Consider the following 16,226-nt stretch of genomic DNA (forward strand, 5'->3'; position numbering starts at 1 on the left):
GGCTACTTGGCGGGCCCTTCATCGGCCCCACGCCTATTTCGCTTCACTGAGCTTTTTGGCCAGCCCCGTCGGCACTCCGGCGCTGTTGAGCATGCCGCTTACCAGGCCCTGCCGCCACAGCGAAAACACCGAGAACCGTGGCTCCCGGGCGGAAAGCACCCGGCCGGGTTGCACCGGCTGGCCCGGCCGGCGCGGGTTATGGTCGCGGAGGAAGATGCCATTGACCACGGAGGTTCCCAGGCGGTGCAGCAGGCCAGGCTTTTCCTGCTGGTTGAGCAGCTGCAGCTTCAGGTCGGAGTACTCGCCCCACAAGGTACCGCGGGCGGCAGTGCGGTCGAGCTGCAGCTGAAACCGGATGCGCTGCACCTGGCCGCTGCGCAGCGCCAGGCCGCGGGTAGGCACCAGCATAGCGTTCAGGATGGTGAGGGGGGTAGGGCCAAACTCGCCGGTGAGGGTGTGGCGGCCCTGGGCGTCCAGCAGGTTTGCCCGCAGGGCTAGTCGGGCCCGGCAGCGGTTTTGCACCCAGCCGGTGGCCTCGCCGGTTAGGGGCGTGGCGGCACTCATGCGGCGGGGGTCGTTGCTGAGGTTGCGCAGCTCTACCCCCAGCCGGTCGATGCTCATGATGCCTGGCTGGGGGTCGCGCGGGGAGCGGTAACTCATGTTGATGGTGGCCCCCTCCACGCGCAGGCGCTCTATGGCCAGCCCAAACGGCAGGCGGCCCAAGCCTTCGGGGGTGGCCACGGAGTAGCTGGGGTTGATGGGGAAGCGCCCGTCGCTGCGGGTGCTCACGCGGGGGGTACGCACCCGCAGCAAAGTAGCCCGCAGCTGCTGGCGGTTGGCGGCGGCCGCGAAATCAAGCCCCGAAAACCGGATTTCCGGCAGCCGGACCGTTACGTAGGCTGCCTGGTGGCCCTTACCCCGGGCCAGCGCCTCTACGCTTCGGGTGGGCACTACCAGCGCCCCCGCTACCTGGAGCAGCTTGGTTTGGCTGTTGGCCCGTAGCTGCTGCCACGATACGTGGTAGTAGGGCGCATCCAGGGTACCCGTGGCCCGGCCGGTGCTTACCTGCCAGGCGCGGGCGTAAAGCACATCGGTGGCTAGCGCGCGGCGGGGCAGCACCTGAATTTTGGTGGCGGAGAGCTGCACATCGGCAATGGCCGGGGCCAACTCCAGTCCGGCTACGCGCACCTGCCCTTCTGATACCTCTAGCCGGTTCAGGCGGCACTCGCGCAGATAAGGCTGCAGCATCTGCACCAGGGTTGGCGGCGACTGAGCAGGCAGGGTAAGGGCGAGGTGGGGAGCCTGCAGCCGCAGCGTATCGGCGCGGAAGCGGTTTCGGCTGAGGCCGGCGGCATCCAGCCCGGCCAGCACCAGCCGCGGCAGGGCCAGGCTCAGGCGCACGGCCGGAGTGCGGGTGTTGCTGATAGCTTGATGGGGATGAACCAGCACGGAATCGAGCTGCAGGCGCTGGCGGCGGGAGGAGAATGCGGCCCGCACCAGTTTCAGCTCGTGCCCCGGCACCCGCAGGGCTGCGCCGCGCAGCTGGGCGGCCACGGCGGCGGCGTAGCCAGTCCGGGCGGAGTCGGCGGCTCCGGCGGCGCTCAGCCAGATGTCCTGCGCCACAACAGTAGCTTCTCCCAATTGCACCGCCGGCTGCTGTTCCGGCCCGTAGGCAACCCGCGCGTGGCGCATGGCCAGCGCCCCCACCCGAATTCCGGGCACCGGCAGTTGCTCGTGCAGGGGCCGTTTGCTACCCCCTCGGGGCCAGGCCGCCAGGTGCAGGCTCAGGGAATCAAGGGCAATGCTGTCGATGGGCACCTCGCGGCGACGCACCAGGGCCAGCAGCCCGATGCCGCTTACGCGCAGCTGGGCTAGAGCGAAGCGCACGGGTGGCAGCCGGGCCGAGTCGGGAGAGGTAGCCACGGTGCGCAGCCGGATGCCGCTGAGCTCCGCATTGTCCCGCCAGAGGCTGGTGTGCAGCCGGGCCACGCGCAGCTGGTAGCGGCCGCGGCTGCGTTCCGTTACCTGCCGCTCCAGGGTGCGCCGCAGCCAGGGGTCCAGGAAAAACGTCAGCCCTACCCCTACTACCAGGGCCAAACCCAGCACCAGCAGCAGCAGCCAGCGCCCCCAGTGGCGGCGGGACGGAGCTGGTGGAGCGGCCGGAGCAGACATGACTTCCGAGGAAAACACGGCTTGCTTACGAGGAAGCTGCGCGGCAGGATGCGGCCGGCTGGCCCTGCTGGTGGGGGCTAGTTGGCGGCCGCGTGTATTTTAGCGCGATTTTTCCGGGGGAGGCCCCTCCGCCAGGCCTTCCGTACGTACTCATTTCCGGACCCATGGGGGCCAACCAATCCGCAGTGCTTTCAGTTAAAGAACCGATGCTCGCCATAACTTCTCTTCTGAACCCGCAAAACGCGGAGCGGATTAACCGGCTGATTAAAAGCCTGGAAGCCGAGTTCGGCCTCGACGACGTGCAGGCTACCCCCGATCCGCACATCACCTACCAGCTGGCCGGGGTGCGCAAGCTCTCGGTGCTGAAGCAGGCCCTGCGCGAAGTGGCCCGCCACACCCAGCCGTTTGCGGCGTTTACCACGGGCCTGGGCGTATTTCCGGGCCCGAACCCGGTTATTTATATTCCGGTGCTGCGCTCCGATGCGCTCAACCAGCTGCACCACCGCGTGCTGCAGGCCACGGCGCCGCTGTGTTTGCGCACCGATAAGTTTAGCGGGCCCGACTGCTGGCTGCCCCACATTTCCCTGGCCCTGCACGATACTACCCCCGAGCTGCTGGGCCCCGTGATGCAATACCTCAACCAGCACACCTTCAACCTCAAGCTCAGCATCACCAACCTGGCGATTCTGCGGCAGGAAGGCGAGCAGTTCGTACCCGAAAAGATATTCACCTTCGAGGGGCACAAGCACGAGCCGCTGCCTACCCTGTTCGAGTCGGAGGCGTAGCCGCTGCCTACCCCTCTGCGGCTTCCCAACCTCCCCAGGGACCTTACTCTTGGATTTTCGGGCCTGGCTGCGACCTTTACGGCTTCCAACTCACCTTTTCTTTGCGTATGAATACGTACTCCATCGTTCTTGCCCTGCATTCCTGGACGCGCTGGCTGGTTCTACTTTTCGGGCTGATTGCTGTTTACCGGGCCTTTGTAGGCCGCCAGGGCCGCCCCTGGACCGGCGCCGACAATGGCATGGGCGCCGCTTTTGTAGGCTCCATGCACCTGCAGCTGCTGCTGGGCCTGATTTTGTACTTCGCCCTGAGCCCCTACGGCGTAAAGGCGTTTGAAACCCAGGGCGGCGCGGTCATGAAGGACGCGGGTAGCCGCTTCTTTGCCGTGGAGCACCTGGTAGGGATGATTCTGGCCGTAGTAGCCGCCCAGGTAGGCCGCTCGCTCTCCAAGAAAGCCGCCGACCCCATCATCAAGCACAAGAAAGCCTTCACCTGGTTTCTGATTGCCTTGCTGATTGTGCTGGTCATGATTCCGTGGGGCATCTGGAACCCCGACCGCCCCGCGTTCCGCATCTGAGCGCACTGATATAACCCAAGCAAAACGCCTCCCGGACCTGAGTTCGGGAGGCGTTTTGCTTGAACGACCTACAAGAAAGCGGCTTATAGGAACATGCCGCCCGAAGCCTCTATGCGCTGGGCATTCACCCAGCGGCCTTCCTCGGAGCACAGGAAGGCTACTACCCCGCCAATGTCCTCGGGCTGGCCTACCCGGCCCAGGGCCGTTTGCGAGGCCACGAACTGATGCAGGTGCTCATCGTCGCGCACCCGGCCGCCGCCAAAATCGGTGGCAATGGCGCCGGGCGCTACCACGTTGGCCGCAATGCCGCGGGCACCCAGCTCCTTGGCCTGGTAGCGGGTCAGCACCTCAATGGCGCCTTTCATGCTGGCGTACGCCGAGGAGCCGGGCAGCGAGAAGCGCGCCAGCCCCGAGGAGATATTGATGATGCGCCCGCCATCGGCCAGCAGCGGCAAGGCTTTCTGGGTCAGGAAGAAGGGACCTTTCAGGTGCACGGCTACCATCTCATCGAACTGCTCCTCGGCGGTATCCGCGAAGGGGGCGTAGAGGGCCACGCCAGCGTTATTGACGAGGAAGTGAAACTGCTCAGCCTGGAAGGTAGCCTGCAGGGTAGCGCGCACCTGCTCACAAAAGGCATCGAAGCTTTTACTGTCGGCTACGTCCAGCTGCAACGCGGCGGCTTGCCGGCCCAGGCCCTGGATTTCGGCTACCACGGCGTCGGCTTCGTCCTGCTTGCTGTGGTAGGTGAATAGTACGTCGGTGCCTTTGCGGGCCAGGCTCAGGGCCATGTCGCGGCCCAGGCCGCGGCTGCCGCCGGTAATCAGGGCTATTTTGGTGCTGCTCATACGTTCTAGGGTTGAAGGGTACTCTGCAAAGGTGCTGCCCCTCGGGCCCGAAAGTATGGTGAGTAGTTCAGTTTAAATGGTGACAGTTTCCGAACCGAGGGCCGCCCGCTGCTCGGCCCACACCTGCTCGCGGTACTGCTTGGGCGTGCAGCCCTGGAAGCGCTTAAAGAACTTGGTAAAGTTGGAAGGGTCGTAGGTAAGGCCGGTGGCAATATCGGCTACGGAGCGGCGCGGGTCGCGGAGCTGCTCGCGGGCAATATCCAGGATGCGGGCCTCGAAATAGTAGCACGGCGGGTGCCCGGTAGCCAGCTTGATGGTATTGCTCAGGTGGGTGGGGTGGATGTGCAGCTGAGCGGCCAAGTCCCGCACTTCAAGCATTTCCGTGGCCCTACCCGTCACAATATCCTCGAGGTGCTGGTCGATGGCCCGCAGGAAGTCGGCGGTTATTTCGTGCTGGCGGGCCAGAATTTTCTTCGGAATCGGTGTCGTGGGCATAGAACGAGAAGGAGACAAAAGTCGAGGAAAAAAATAAAGGCGCGGGCGAAGCGGCCGAAGTCACAGGGCCCCTACCCCTCCCGCCGACGCAAAGGCCATTAATTTCCTTTACGCCTGGGGTCAATCAGCCGTTTTGCAGGCACCCACCTGTGGGCAGCAGCAAAATTCTGGGCCGGCTGCTGCTCTGGTTTTGCATTGTAGCGGTAGCGCAAGTGCAGACCATCACTAACCCCACCATCTGGTTTTTCCTGGGTGCCTCACGGGCTCCTGGCACCGACTTCTTCCAGGAAAGCTTCCCTGCGTTATTCTTTTGCACCAAATGCGCCTTCCGGAAAGCTCAGCACTGCTCACTGACTTACATCAGGGCTGCCCCCCCCCCTATGTTACCATTTGGTTTCGTTTGGCTTCCGGGTACGGTACAACCCAGTTTGGTGCGTCTGTCTTACTAGTTGTCCACCTTTTTACGCCCTGTTCTTATGCTGTATTTATTCGGAAGCCTGGCCCTGCATGATTCTTTGTCTTATCACGAAAAGCACCCAGACGATGATTACCAAGAACATTTGGTTTGTGACCGGCGCCTCGCAGAGCCTCGGCCTGAGCCTGGTACACCACCTACTGGCCCGCGGCTATGCGGTAGCGGCCACCTCCCGCAACCTGAGCGAGTTGAAACAGGCCGTGCAGCCTGAAGACGCCACCCATTTCCTACCCCTGCCCATGGACCGGAGCAGTGAACAGAGCGTGCAGGAGGCCATTACTATCACCATCAGCACCTTTGGGCGGCTGGATGTGGTAGTAAATAACGCGGGCTATGGGCAGGTGGGCGCCCTGGAAGAACTCACCGACCAGGAAGCCCGCCGCCACTTCGGTGTAAGTTTGGCCTCCTGAACGTACTGCGCCACGCTACCCCGCACCTGCGGGCCCATAGCTCAGGACGTGTATTGCGCCACCAAGTTTGCGGTGGCGGGCCTCACGGAGTTGTGCGCGGCGGAGGTAAAAGATTTTGGCGTGCAGGCCAGCGGGGTGTACCCGGGTTACTTCCGCACCAACTTCCTCACGGCCGGTTCCCTGGGCACGCCCCAGCACGCGCTGGCAGCGTATCAGTCGGTGCGCGAGTCGCAGGCGGCGCACGAGCAGCAGACCAACGGCAACCAGCCCGGCGACCCGGAAAAAGCGGCTGCTACCCTCCTGCAGCTCAGCAAAGCCGCCCAACAGCTCGTGCACCTGTTCCTGGGTGCCGATGTGTACCAGATGGCCGAGCAGAAAATAACCACCGTGCAGCACAACCTCCAGCAGTGGCAGGCGGTAGCCGCCGCCATCCGGTTCACCGAAGCCTAACGGCTCCTACTCCGGCTTCAGCGCTAAGGCCCGCGGCATAGCCGCGGGCCTTTTTTGTTCGTATTCTAAAGATTTACTGCCTTTTTTGTACTGAAATACCGTAAGCAGCCTGTGCTACCGCTTGCTTCTGCCCGTGGCCGACGGTAGTTACGCCCTGCAGCTCAGAGCCTTACCGCTCGCTTTTCACTCTCACCAGATTTCCTCTGCTTTTGCGCTCAGCTCTTCTCCTTGGCCTGCTTCTCCTGATTTCCACGCTTGCCTTTAGCCAGAGCAAGTACCGGCGGGCACTAGCCAAACCGGGCGACGGAGTGAACACGCTGCTCTACCGCAACGGCCTGAACCCAAGCCAGCACCTGCGCCAGTTTCAGCAGCTCAACCGGGCCAACCTCACCAAGCGCAACGGCCTCATCATCGGGCGTACGTACTTGCTCCCCCACCGCTCAGCCCCGAAACCTGCCGCCGGCAAAACCACCAGCCGCGCAAAAACGGCCGCAGGTGCGCGCGCGGCCACCTCGCACGGCATCAGCACTACCCCCCTGCTGCCCGCCAAGCTGTTCGGCCCCGCCTACAGCCCGGTGCCCGTGCGCGACCGGGCCCTGCGCGGGGCGGTGTACTACCTCTCGCCGGGCCACGCCGGCCCCGACCCGGGCGCCATTGGCCAGTACGGTCCCCACAAGCTGGCCGAGGATGAATACGCCTACGACGTGACCATCCGGCTGGCCCGGGTGCTGATGGAGCACGGCGCCACGGTGTACATGATGGTGCAGGACCCCAACGACGGCATCCGCGACGAGAGCGTGCTGAAGATGGACTACGACGAGCTGACCTACCCCCAGCAGCGCATTCCGCTCAGCCAGCTCGGCCGCCTGCGCCAGCGCATGACCCAGGTAAACAAGCTTTACGCCCGCCACAAAGGGGCCTACCAGCGCCTGCTGAGTTTGCACGTAGATAGCCGCAGCGCCGGCCAGAACATCGACGTATTCTTCTACCACCACCAGAACAGCCAGGCCGGCCTGCGCCTGGCCAAGAACATCCATAAGGTGTTTACGGCCCGCTACAAGCGCGCCCAGCCTACCCGCCCTTACAAGGGCAACGTATCGGTGCGCAGTAGCCTCTACGAGGTGCGTACCAGCCACGCCCCGGCCGTGTTTATGGAACTGGGCAACATCCGCAACAGCAAGGACCAGCGCCGCTTCGTGGTAGCCGACAACCGCCAGGCCCTGGCCAACTGGATTTACGAGGGCCTGCTGGCTGATTACACGGGTCGGTAAGCAATGAAGTAGAGACGCGAAGTGTCGCGTCTCTACCTACATCGGGCTACTGGTTCATCAGCAGAAAGAGCAGATTGTGGTACACGATACCCTGCTCCCCATCGTGAATGCCATCCAAACCTGCGTCTTCCATGAGAGCCTCTACCTCCTCGTAATCCTGCAGAAAGTCGATTTCCACGTCGTTGGAGCCGGGCACCTGCGTGTGCGTTACGTAGCGGCGCCGCTTTTCCAGGGTGATGAACAGCTTCTGGTGCTTGGTCTGGGCAATGAGCAAGGCCGGATGCTCCTGCACGGTGCCGTCCGCAGCTTTCGTGTAGACGGTCGTTTTTTCGTCCGGGGCGGCGTGTTGTAGGAAGCTGGCGGGGTCGAGGGGCATAGTAGGCGGAGGGCGAGGTATGGAATCGAAGGTAAACGTTCTACAGAATAGAGCATTACTTGCCGCTAATTTTCCGTTTTTCCGGCTTTTAGTTTCACATAGAGAGGTTCCGTGTTCAGTCAGCGGTGTGCTGAGTCACCCTTCTGCTTCGACGTCAGGGCCACACTCACCGAGAGCTTATTCACCATGATTTTACGATGTTCTATTTCCAACCTAACTCTCGACTGTCCAGCGGCCTGGATAGCTGAACCTGATTTAGCCAAAAGCAGAGTGGGGTTGTATGCTTTCAACGACATCGTTGCTGATATTGAGTTGTGGCTTGATAACAAGCGCTTGCTCCGCGACGAAGGCATTTTCAACGTTGGGGAGCTAGCATTACAACTTCACAACTGGGCTGCTACTGGTGCGGCTACCGATTTCCGATATAATTGCGCAGATACCGACGAGCAGGATTGGTTTACTCTCCGGCGCTCTGGCACGGGCTTCCACTTTTTATCTACCTCCGAATATGTAGCAACTCATGTAACCGCTTTTGTAGAGCGCGAGGCAGTTCTGGAATTTATTAGCCGCTTCTGTGTAGAGGTGAAAGAAAAAATCAAACAGGAGTTGGGGCTCGATGCCGCTGGTTTTATATAGAATTTACTTTGTCTACAAGCAAACGCCCGCCGCTGAAGCTTCAGCGGCGGGCGTTTGCTTGTTATTCCTGCAATAAATTACTTTATTTCAATAACATCCACTACGCCTTATATGGAGTCACTTGCTACCTCTACCATCACCATTGACCCCGCGCTGGCGCACTCGGTCCATGGCGTGGCGGCCCACTCATCGGGGCACGCCCCGGCGGCCTGCCTGAACTGCGGCACCCTGGTGGCCGACCGATTCTGTGGCCATTGCGGGCAGGACGCGCACCATACCCACCGTCTCACGCTACGCTTTCTACTGCTGCACGACCTACCCCACTCAATCTGGCACGTCGATAAGGGCATTGGCTACACGTTCCGGCAGATGATAACACGGCCGGGGGCTACCCTACACGAATACATGGCCGGCCGCCGGGCCCAGCACTTCCGGCCTATTTCCTACCTGCTCCTGATTTGCGCTGTGTGCATGCTGCTGCTCTCGGCGGTGGGCATGAACCCTATGGCAGCCAGCCAGCAGGCCGACATGCCGCGGTTAGTGCAGCTGACCATGGAGCGCTATATGCAGCTCTACACGAAGTACCCTACCCTGATCTACGTTGTTCTGCTGCCTGGCAACGCACTCCTGGCGACGTGGTTGCTGCGCCCGGCGCGATTTAATTTCGCCGAGATGCTGCTAGGCCAGGCTTTCATATCGGGTACTACCACAGTTATTTCCACCGTGGTGATGCTCCCGATGATGCTGTTAACGCCGTATTTCCCGGTTCTGCAGCAATTTCTGGTACTCGGCATGCTGCCGTTTATGGTCTATACCGCCTGGGTATACCGCCAATTGCTCGAACCGACCCGTATGCCCGTGGAAGATAAATGGGTGCGCAGCATCGGCACCGTGGTTCTGCAAACACTGTTGCTGTTTGCCAGCATCATGGTGGTGTACGTGGTTATCATTTTTTCCCTCGTCCGCCAGGACCCTACCTTGCTCAAAGAACTTCAACCAAAAAAGGTACCTAACTCTGCTGCCAGACATGCCCCGGCACCCCAGCCCACCAGGTAGTCTATGAGCCTGATCTGCCCAGTGGTGCAGTGCTGCTCCTTTGCTAAGTGTTTCTACAGAAAAAGCCCACTGCTGAATCCAGCGGCGGGCTTTTTACTTATTGGTTTGGCAGTTACTTACTGGCCCAGCACCATGGCAAACACCAGCGGGGCCACGATGGTAGCGTCCGACTCGATGATGAACTTGGGCGTATCCTGACCCAGCTTGCCCCAAGTGATTTTCTTGTTCGGCACGGCGCCGGAGTACGAGCCGTACGATACCTTCTATACTACCAGCGCCAGGTTTTTATTTTAGTAGTATAACTGGGAATAGCTTCACTACTCGTTACCCATGAAGACTTATCTGTTTCTCCTGCTGTTCGTGCCGGGCTTGGCTGCCGCGCAAACTCCTGTTCCCTACCTGCTGAAGGGTCGCCTGGGTAAGGATACGTACCGCAGCACGCCCACCTACGTTTATCTGCGCCACAAGGGCGCTCTAGATTCGGCAGTGGTCAAGAGTGGACGCTTCGAACTGAAGGGCACCGTGGACGAACCCACCAAAGGATTTCTCTCCATGCGGCGGCCCATGGAGGACTTGTCGGATCACAAGGCAATATTTTACCTCGAACAAGGCACGCTCGTCTTCACTAGCCCCGATTCGCTTAAGAACGCGCAGGTAGGCGGTACGCCGCTTACCGACGCTTGGCGGGAATTGTGGATGGCAAAAGAACCGATCCGTTTGCAGTTGAGCGCGCTGGAAAAGACGTTACGGGTCGCTACGCCGGAGCAGCAACAAACGGCAGCGGTCCGGCAGAGCCTGCAGGCACGGCGTGCGGCGTTTTTACGCGAAGAACGCCGCATAGATTCTGTTTTTGTCCGCACCCACCCCGCGTCGCCCATCAGCCTGTATGTGCTCAACGGCCTGAGCAAGGACTCCGCAAACGCCGCCCTCGTGATGGCCTTGCTCCCCACCCTGGCGCCCGTGGTGTTCTCCAGCCCGCGAGCCGAGGAAATCCAGACGACAATCCGACAGAACGCGCTGGGCATCCAGCCCGAGAAGAAAGTGGAGACGGCGCTGCAGGTGGGGCAACTGGCTCCCAACTTCACCCACGCCACACCCGACGGCCGGCACGTGTCACTTGCGGACTACCGTGGCAAGTACGTGCTAGTCGATTTCTGGGCTAGCTGGTGCGGCCCGTGCCGCGCAGAAAACCCGAACCTGATGAAAGCCTACCACACATTCAAAGGCAAGAACTTCGACGTGCTTGGTGTGTCGCTCGACGAGGCCCGGGACCGGGCGAAATGGGTAAAGGCTATTCAGGATGACCAGCTACCCTGGACGCAAGTAGCGGATCTGAAAGGCTGGCAGGGCCAGGCGGCCCGCGCCTATTTCATCCAAGCTATTCCGCAGAATTTCCTAGTAGACCCAACGGGTAGAATTATAGCCATGAACTTACGCGGCGACGCGCTGCCCGAGGCACTGGCGCGGCTAGTGAAGTAGGGAGCCAGCTACAACAGCCCCGCCGGAAGTTCGTCTTTCAGAATCAGAAAGCATCACTTAGTAGGGCTGGATAACAACGCCAAAAAGCCCGCCGCTGAAATCCAGCGGCGGGCTTTTCACTAAGTGCGAAGCGGCAATTACTGGCCCAGCACCATGGCAAACACTAGCGGGGCCACGATGGTAGCGTCCGACTCGATAATGAACTTGGGCGTGTCCTGGCCCAGCTTGCCCCAGGTGATTTTCTCGTTGGGCACGGCGCCGGAGTACGAGCCGTAGGAAGTCGTCGAGTCCGAAATCTGGCAGAAGTAGCCCCACAGCGGCACTGAGGTGCGCTGCAGATCCTGGTGCAGCATGGGCACCACGCAGATGGGGAAGTCGCCGGCAATGCCGCCGCCAATCTGGAAGAAGCCTACTTTGCTTTCCTCGGTGGCCTGGTTGGTGTACCAGTCGGCCAGGTAAATCATGTACTCAATGCCCGTGCGCACGGTGTGTACATTCTTAATGTCGCCGCTGATTACGTGGCCCGCGAAGATGTTGCCCAGCGTCGAGTCTTCCCAACCGGGGCAGATGATGGGCAGGTTTTTCTCGGCAGCAGCCAGCATCCAGGAGTCCTTGGGGTCAATCTGGTAGTACTGCTCCAGCTCGCCCGACTTCAGGATCTGGTAGAAGAACTCGTGGGGGAAGTACCGCTCGCCGGCCTTATCGGCCTTTTCCCAGAACTTCAGGACCGAGTGCTCCAGGCGGCGCATGGCCTCCTCTTCCGGAATGCAGGTATCGGTTACGCGGTTCATGTGACGCTCCAGCAGAGCCTGCTCGTCGGCGGCCGTCAGGTCGCGGTAGTTGGGTACCCGCTCATAGAAGTCGTGGGCTACCAGGTTGAAGATATCCTCTTCCAGGTTGGCACCCGTGCAGCTGATGATTTGCACCTTGTCCTGGCGAATCAGCTCAGCCAGCTGGATGCCCATTTCGGCGGTGCTCATAGCGCCGGCCAGGGTAATCATCATCTTGCCACCTTCCGCGAGGTGCTTGTTGTAGCCTTCGGCGGCGTCAATCAGGGCAGCGGCGTTGAAGTGGCGGTAATGGTGCTTGAGGAAGTTCGTTACGTTCATTGAGTCGTGTGTTCTGTACTTGTGGGTGTCAGTGTTCTATCAAAAAAAAGGCTGGAATCGTTCAATCAGGTTGCCCTATATCGTAGATTCTGCATAGCGTACCATTGCGGCTGGGTTGCTTGCAAAAACAGGCCTAGGACGGCAGCTGAGCGGCGGCGCTTTGCTTGAGAATGTACTCCAGCAGCTGCTCCGCATTCAGGTCAACGCCGCTCAGGTTGATGGAGAGCGGCGTAAAGCCCAGCGCCGCGTTGGCGCCGGCCAGTTTGCGCTTTAGCGGCGGAAGGCGGCGTAGGTAGTCTTCCTCGTTATGCAAAACCAAACAGATAAAGTTCTCGTGGTTGATGGCGCGCACGTAGGCATCGGCAATGTCAGTCCAGGGAATGAGGCCCACGCCCAGCGTGCGGTCCAGAATACCTTCATCGGTGATTTGCAGGCGCGGCCGGGTGTCGAAAAACTGCCAGGCGCCTACCCCGGCGCAGGCCCCGAAGAAGACGATGGTTATCAGCCCCAGGCCCCAGTTGCCCTTCGTCACAATCATAAACACCCCCATCGCTACAAACGCCAGCCCAGCCAGGGTGAGCAGCGCGTGGCGCTTACGCGAGTTGTAGTATATCAGGTCTTCCGTCATGCGACGCGCGGGAGCGGCTGTTAGCTGGGCTGCTCAATCATCAGGTTGTGGTTGGTATAGATGCAGATGTCGGCGGCAATGTGCAGGGCCTCCTCCACCATCTGACGGGCCGTGAGGTGGGGCGCGTGCTTTTTCAGGGCCAGGGCGGCGGCCTGGGCGTACATGGCCCCCGAGCCGATGGCGGCCACGTCGAAGTCGGGCTCCAGCACGTCGCCGGTGCCGGCAATGATGAGCAGCTCGTCTTTGTCGCAGACCACCATCATGGCTTCCAGCTTGCGCAGGTACTGGTCTTTGCGCCACTCCTTGGCCAGCTCAATGGCCGCACGGCGCAGCTGTCCGCCGTAGCCGCCCAGCTTCTCCTCAAACTTATCGAGCAGCATAAAGGCATCGGCCGTGGAGCCGGCGAAACCGGTTACTACTTTGCCATCCTGCAGCTTACGCACCTTGCGCACGTTGCTCTTGGCGACGTGCTTGTCCATGGTGGCCTGGCCATCGGCGCCGAGGGCAACTTCGCCGTTGTGACGTACGCCCAGGACGGTAGTGGAACGGATTCTCATAATTCAGTTGTGCGTTTATAGTGGCCCGTTGTCAGCTTCTTCGGGTCAAAGAACTTCTGTCATCCTGACGAAGAAAGGACCCTACCCCGCTCCTACGGGCCGTGGCAACAGCAACCGCACGAACGTGATAAGGTCCTTCCTTCGTCAGGACGACAGATATACTGGGGCTGACACCGACTCAGAAACGGGCCTGCAATTTAGCAAAGTAAAACCGGCCGTTCGAGCCCATCTGCACCGGGTCCCAGGCCCCGCCGGTTTCCGTGCGCTGCGGGTCGAATAAGGTGGGGTAGCGGTTGAACACGTTGGTACTGCCCACAATAAACTGCAACTGGTTGGTTAGCGCGTAGTTCAGGGTCAGGTCGGTGGTGACGCGCCGGTCGTACTTCATGGGGTTGCCATCCCAGTCGATGAGCGTAATCTTATCGAACCGCACAAAGCGCACCAGAGCCCCGAAGCGCCCTACCTGATAGTCGAAGGTGAGGTTGATTTTGGAGGGCGGGGCCGAGGCCTTCACGAAAGCCTGCTCCCGGGCCCCGAAAAATTCCTCTTCCCTACCCGTCAGGCGGCCCGAAGTCCGCACCCGATCAATCTTGAGGTTGTTGACGTTGGCCGCCAGCGTGGAGTTCAGCCGGCCGGCGCCCAGGGGTAGCGTGTGACTCAGCACCACATCCAGCCCAATGGAGCGGGTATCGGCGGCGTTGGCGAAGAACTGGGCCTGGTCCACGTTCAGGGCCTGCAGGTCGGGGCCGATGACAGGGTCGTCGGCGGAGAACTGGCTGGTGAGTACCACCCGGTCTTTTACCTTGATGTAGTAGCCATCCAGGGTCAGGCTCAAGGAGGAGCCGATGCGGCTGGTCAGGCCGATGTTGGCGTTGTTGGATGTTTCCTGCTGGAGGCTGGGCACGCCCAGCTTTTGGGTTACGGCGCTGTTGTTGCGGGCCAGCAGCACTTCCACCGGCTCGCCGTTGATGAAGTTGGTGAAGGTGGAGTTGAAGTTGACCTGCGCCAGGGAAGGAGCCCGGAACCCGGTACTGTAGGTACCACGCAGAGTCAGAAATTCCGTCAGGTTGAAGCGGGTAGCCAGCTTGTAGTTGAGGGTGCTGCCGAAATCGGAGTAATGCTCGTAGCGCAGGGCCCCGGCCAGCAGCCAGCGCTGGGTCACGCTCAGCTCGGCATCGGCGTAGGCCGCCACGTTGTCGCGCTGGGCCTTGATGGCATCGGTGGGCTGGTAGCCGGGGAAGCCCTGAGAGCCACTGGCCGCCCCGGATTGCGGGTCGTAGTTGCGGTAAGAGGCCTCTTCGCCGGCAAAGAGCGAGTACCACTCGCGGCGCCACTCGGCCCCGGCGGCCACGTTCAGGCCCTGCAGTACGGTTTTATAGTTCCGCGTCAGACCCAGGTTTACTACGTTCTGCTGAAGCTGAAACCCGCCGGCATTGAAGGAAGTGGGTGAGCTGGCCCCCAGCGAGGAATTCAGCGTGTTTTTGACTCCGTACTCGAAGCGGTTGGAGCCGAAGTTGTTGCTCAAGTCCAGCTCCCACTCGCCCAGGGCGGTGCGCAGCCCCGCCACCGCCGAGGCATCCCAGATGTCGCTGCTGATGATGGGGTCGAAGCCGTTGGGGTAGATGGCGGGCACGTTCCGGTCGTCGTCGGCGAAGCGGGTCCAGGCGTAGGCGTCGCCCTTGCGCTTGTTGCCGCCCCCGAACACGTAGAAGTACGACCGGTCGCTGAGGGCAAACCGGGAGTTGAGGTAGCCCGAGAGGTTGCGGATTTCCGGGTCGCCGTACTCGCGGCGGGCCAGGCCGTCGGCGTTGGGTACGTTGGCCCGCTGGGTGTGCTGGCGCAGGTTGTAGTCCACGGTGGCATTCACGAAGCTCCCCTTCTCCCCCAGCCCAATCCCGTAGTTGAGGTTGGCGTTGAAGTTACCGCCGTCGAAGTTCTTGTCATCGAAGCGGTATTTGGCGTCGTAGGCTCCGTAGTTGACGTTGGCGGTCAGCTCCTTTACCGAGCTTTTCAGTACGATGTTGATGACGCCGGCAATGGCGTCGGAGCCGTACTGGGCCGAGGCTCCGTCGCGCAGAATCTCAATCCGCTCGATGCTGGCGGCCGGTATCACGTTCAGGTCGGTGCCGGTGTTGCCGCGGCCACGGGTGCCAAACAGGTTCACCAAGGCCGACTGGTGCTGACGCTTGCCGTTCACCAGCACCAGCGTCTGGTCTGGCCCTAAGCCGCGCAGGGTAGCAGGGTCCACGTGGTCGGCGCCGTCGGAGCCGGTCTGGCGGTTCGAGTTGAAGGAAGGCGCCACAAACTGCAGCAGCTGGTTCACGTCGAGCTGGCCGGTTTTGGTGGTCACCTCCCGCAGGTCAATAATATCAACGGGCGAAGGCGAATCGGTAACGGAGCGGTTCTGGCTGCGCGAGCCGACCACCTGCACCTCGCCCAGGCCCGTGGAAGCATCCGAAAGTCGCACGCTCACCGTGCCCCCGGCCGCATCCACTTCCTGCGAGGCATACCCAATGGAGCTTATCTGCAGGCGGGGGGTAGCCGTGCGGGAGCGGAGGGTAAAGCGGCCGTCGTTGCCGGTGGCGGTGCCGTTGTTAGTGCCCTTTTCCACCACGGTAGCCCCAATAACGGGCTTGCCGGCGCCATCCACTATCTGCCCGCTAATTGTTTGGCCCTGCGCGAAGGCTGCGGCACTGGCCAGGCACATGGTTACTGTCAGTAGATTCTTTTTCATACGCATCTATGATGAAGTAATCAAACAACCAGGCACTGCCGGCGAAGCTCCTGTGGTAGTAAGTATAGAGTTTTTATAATGAAAATGCTGTAAGCCGCGGATTTACAGCCGACGGCTTAGAGCTGAAGCCATAAAAAAAGCCAGCCCTCGCGGGGCTGGCTTCTCTACTTCTG

At 61.1% G+C, this 16,226-nt stretch carries 14 protein-coding genes and 2 pseudogenes; 7 read left to right on the plus strand and 9 right to left on the minus strand.

Annotated features, from left to right (window positions below):
• Positions 1 to 33 precede the first annotated feature (33 nt).
• Positions 34 to 2,172: a hypothetical protein gene (locus tag GGU46_RS17300; protein ID WP_183404824.1), complete on the minus strand. Its 2,139-nt coding sequence runs from the start codon at positions 2,170 to 2,172 to the stop codon at positions 34 to 36.
• Between the two features lie 206 nt (positions 2,173 to 2,378).
• Here GGU46_RS17300 and GGU46_RS17305 point away from each other — a divergent pair, with 206 nt between their 5' ends.
• Both GGU46_RS17305 and GGU46_RS17310 read left to right on the plus strand, forming a co-directional pair.
• The gene (locus GGU46_RS17305) at positions 2,379 to 2,957 is read left to right on the plus strand and encodes a 2'-5' RNA ligase family protein (protein WP_183404825.1); all 579 of its coding nucleotides are present in this window, start codon (positions 2,379 to 2,381) and stop codon (positions 2,955 to 2,957) included.
• 107 nt (positions 2,958 to 3,064) lie between these two features.
• Positions 3,065 to 3,532, plus strand: a complete 468-nt coding sequence (locus tag GGU46_RS17310; RefSeq protein WP_183404826.1) for a hypothetical protein — start codon at positions 3,065 to 3,067, stop codon at positions 3,530 to 3,532.
• A gap of 83 nt (positions 3,533 to 3,615) precedes the next feature.
• Here GGU46_RS17310 and GGU46_RS17315 read toward each other — a convergent pair whose 3' ends face one another.
• On the minus strand, positions 3,616 to 4,377 hold the full coding sequence (locus GGU46_RS17315; protein WP_183404827.1) for an SDR family oxidoreductase: 762 nt from the start codon (positions 4,375 to 4,377) through the stop codon (positions 3,616 to 3,618).
• Between the two features lie 72 nt (positions 4,378 to 4,449).
• A complete protein-coding gene (locus GGU46_RS17320) occupies positions 4,450 to 4,872 on the minus strand; it encodes a helix-turn-helix domain-containing protein (protein ID WP_183404828.1) in 423 nt (140 codons plus the stop codon).
• 543 nt (positions 4,873 to 5,415) lie between these two features.
• On the opposite strand from GGU46_RS17320, the pseudogene GGU46_RS17325 reads away from it, so the two are divergent.
• A pseudogene (locus tag GGU46_RS17325) lies at positions 5,416 to 6,207 on the plus strand (SDR family NAD(P)-dependent oxidoreductase).
• Between the two features lie 209 nt (positions 6,208 to 6,416).
• The gene (locus tag GGU46_RS17330; RefSeq protein ID WP_246399083.1) at positions 6,417 to 7,478 is read left to right on the plus strand and encodes an N-acetylmuramoyl-L-alanine amidase family protein; all 1,062 of its coding nucleotides are present in this window, start codon (positions 6,417 to 6,419) and stop codon (positions 7,476 to 7,478) included.
• A gap of 46 nt (positions 7,479 to 7,524) precedes the next feature.
• Here GGU46_RS17330 and GGU46_RS17335 read toward each other — a convergent pair whose 3' ends face one another.
• Positions 7,525 to 7,854: a hypothetical protein gene (locus tag GGU46_RS17335; RefSeq protein ID WP_183404829.1), complete on the minus strand. Its 330-nt coding sequence runs from the start codon at positions 7,852 to 7,854 to the stop codon at positions 7,525 to 7,527.
• 186 nt (positions 7,855 to 8,040) lie between these two features.
• Here GGU46_RS17335 and GGU46_RS17340 point away from each other — a divergent pair, with 186 nt between their 5' ends.
• Positions 8,041 to 8,490 (plus strand): DUF7878 domain-containing protein, encoded by a 450-nt coding sequence (locus GGU46_RS17340; protein ID WP_183404830.1) that lies wholly within the window; start codon positions 8,041 to 8,043, stop codon positions 8,488 to 8,490.
• Between the two features lie 111 nt (positions 8,491 to 8,601).
• Positions 8,602 to 9,546 carry a DUF3667 domain-containing protein gene (locus GGU46_RS17345; protein WP_183404831.1) on the plus strand — a complete coding sequence of 315 codons (945 nt, stop codon included), beginning with the start codon at positions 8,602 to 8,604 and terminating at the stop codon, positions 9,544 to 9,546.
• 116 nt (positions 9,547 to 9,662) lie between these two features.
• Here GGU46_RS17345 and GGU46_RS17350 read toward each other — a convergent pair.
• Positions 9,663 to 9,803: pseudogene (locus tag GGU46_RS17350) on the minus strand (deoxyhypusine synthase family protein); the annotation flags it as partial.
• Positions 9,804 to 9,876: 73 nt separating this feature from the next.
• Here GGU46_RS17350 and GGU46_RS17355 point away from each other — a divergent pair.
• Positions 9,877 to 11,025 carry a TlpA disulfide reductase family protein gene (locus tag GGU46_RS17355; RefSeq protein ID WP_183404832.1) on the plus strand — a complete coding sequence of 383 codons (1,149 nt, stop codon included), beginning with the start codon at positions 9,877 to 9,879 and terminating at the stop codon, positions 11,023 to 11,025.
• A 137-nt stretch (positions 11,026 to 11,162) separates the two neighbouring features.
• Here GGU46_RS17355 and GGU46_RS17360 read toward each other — a convergent pair whose 3' ends face one another.
• The 4 genes from GGU46_RS17360 to GGU46_RS17375 all read right to left on the minus strand — a co-directional run bounded on the left by GGU46_RS17360 (position 11,163) and on the right by GGU46_RS17375 (position 16,053).
• A complete protein-coding gene (locus tag GGU46_RS17360; protein ID WP_183404833.1) occupies positions 11,163 to 12,134 on the minus strand; it encodes a deoxyhypusine synthase family protein in 972 nt (323 codons plus the stop codon).
• A gap of 133 nt (positions 12,135 to 12,267) precedes the next feature.
• Positions 12,268 to 12,762 carry an STM3941 family protein gene (locus tag GGU46_RS17365; protein ID WP_183404834.1) on the minus strand — a complete coding sequence of 165 codons (495 nt, stop codon included), beginning with the start codon at positions 12,760 to 12,762 and terminating at the stop codon, positions 12,268 to 12,270.
• A 20-nt stretch (positions 12,763 to 12,782) separates the two neighbouring features.
• Positions 12,783 to 13,319: an ATP-dependent protease subunit HslV gene (hslV, locus tag GGU46_RS17370; RefSeq protein ID WP_183404835.1), complete on the minus strand. Its 537-nt coding sequence runs from the start codon at positions 13,317 to 13,319 to the stop codon at positions 12,783 to 12,785.
• A gap of 178 nt (positions 13,320 to 13,497) precedes the next feature.
• Complete coding sequence (locus GGU46_RS17375; protein WP_183404836.1) at positions 13,498 to 16,053, minus strand: TonB-dependent receptor; 2,556 nt, start codon at positions 16,051 to 16,053, stop codon at positions 13,498 to 13,500.
• Between the last annotated feature and the right edge of the window lie 173 nt (positions 16,054 to 16,226).

Origin of the sequence: Hymenobacter latericoloratus, from assembly GCF_014199535.1 — a bacterium.
In the GTDB taxonomy this organism is placed as follows: Bacteria; Bacteroidota; Bacteroidia; order Cytophagales; family Hymenobacteraceae; genus Hymenobacter; species Hymenobacter latericoloratus.

Bases quoted from the DNA above. Each gene is read 5' to 3' on its own strand.
- GGU46_RS17300 (WP_183404824.1), bottom strand. From the start codon at position 2,172: ATGTCTGCTCCGGCCGCTCCACCAGCTCCGTCCCGCCGCCACTGGGGG.
- GGU46_RS17305 (WP_183404825.1), top strand. From the start codon at position 2,379: ATGCTCGCCATAACTTCTCTTCTGAACCCGCAAAACGCGGAGCGGATT.
- GGU46_RS17310 (WP_183404826.1), top strand. From the start codon at position 3,065: ATGAATACGTACTCCATCGTTCTTGCCCTGCATTCCTGGACGCGCTGG.
- GGU46_RS17315 (WP_183404827.1), bottom strand. From the start codon at position 4,377: ATGAGCAGCACCAAAATAGCCCTGATTACCGGCGGCAGCCGCGGCCTG.
- GGU46_RS17320 (WP_183404828.1), bottom strand. From the start codon at position 4,872: ATGCCCACGACACCGATTCCGAAGAAAATTCTGGCCCGCCAGCACGAA.
- GGU46_RS17335 (WP_183404829.1), bottom strand. From the start codon at position 7,854: ATGCCCCTCGACCCCGCCAGCTTCCTACAACACGCCGCCCCGGACGAA.
- GGU46_RS17340 (WP_183404830.1), top strand. From the start codon at position 8,041: ATGATTTTACGATGTTCTATTTCCAACCTAACTCTCGACTGTCCAGCG.
- GGU46_RS17345 (WP_183404831.1), top strand. From the start codon at position 8,602: ATGGAGTCACTTGCTACCTCTACCATCACCATTGACCCCGCGCTGGCG.
- GGU46_RS17355 (WP_183404832.1), top strand. From the start codon at position 9,877: ATGAAGACTTATCTGTTTCTCCTGCTGTTCGTGCCGGGCTTGGCTGCC.
- GGU46_RS17360 (WP_183404833.1), bottom strand. From the start codon at position 12,134: ATGAACGTAACGAACTTCCTCAAGCACCATTACCGCCACTTCAACGCC.
- GGU46_RS17365 (WP_183404834.1), bottom strand. From the start codon at position 12,762: ATGACGGAAGACCTGATATACTACAACTCGCGTAAGCGCCACGCGCTG.
- hslV (WP_183404835.1), bottom strand. From the start codon at position 13,319: ATGAGAATCCGTTCCACTACCGTCCTGGGCGTACGTCACAACGGCGAA.
- GGU46_RS17375 (WP_183404836.1), bottom strand. From the start codon at position 16,053: ATGAAAAAGAATCTACTGACAGTAACCATGTGCCTGGCCAGTGCCGCA.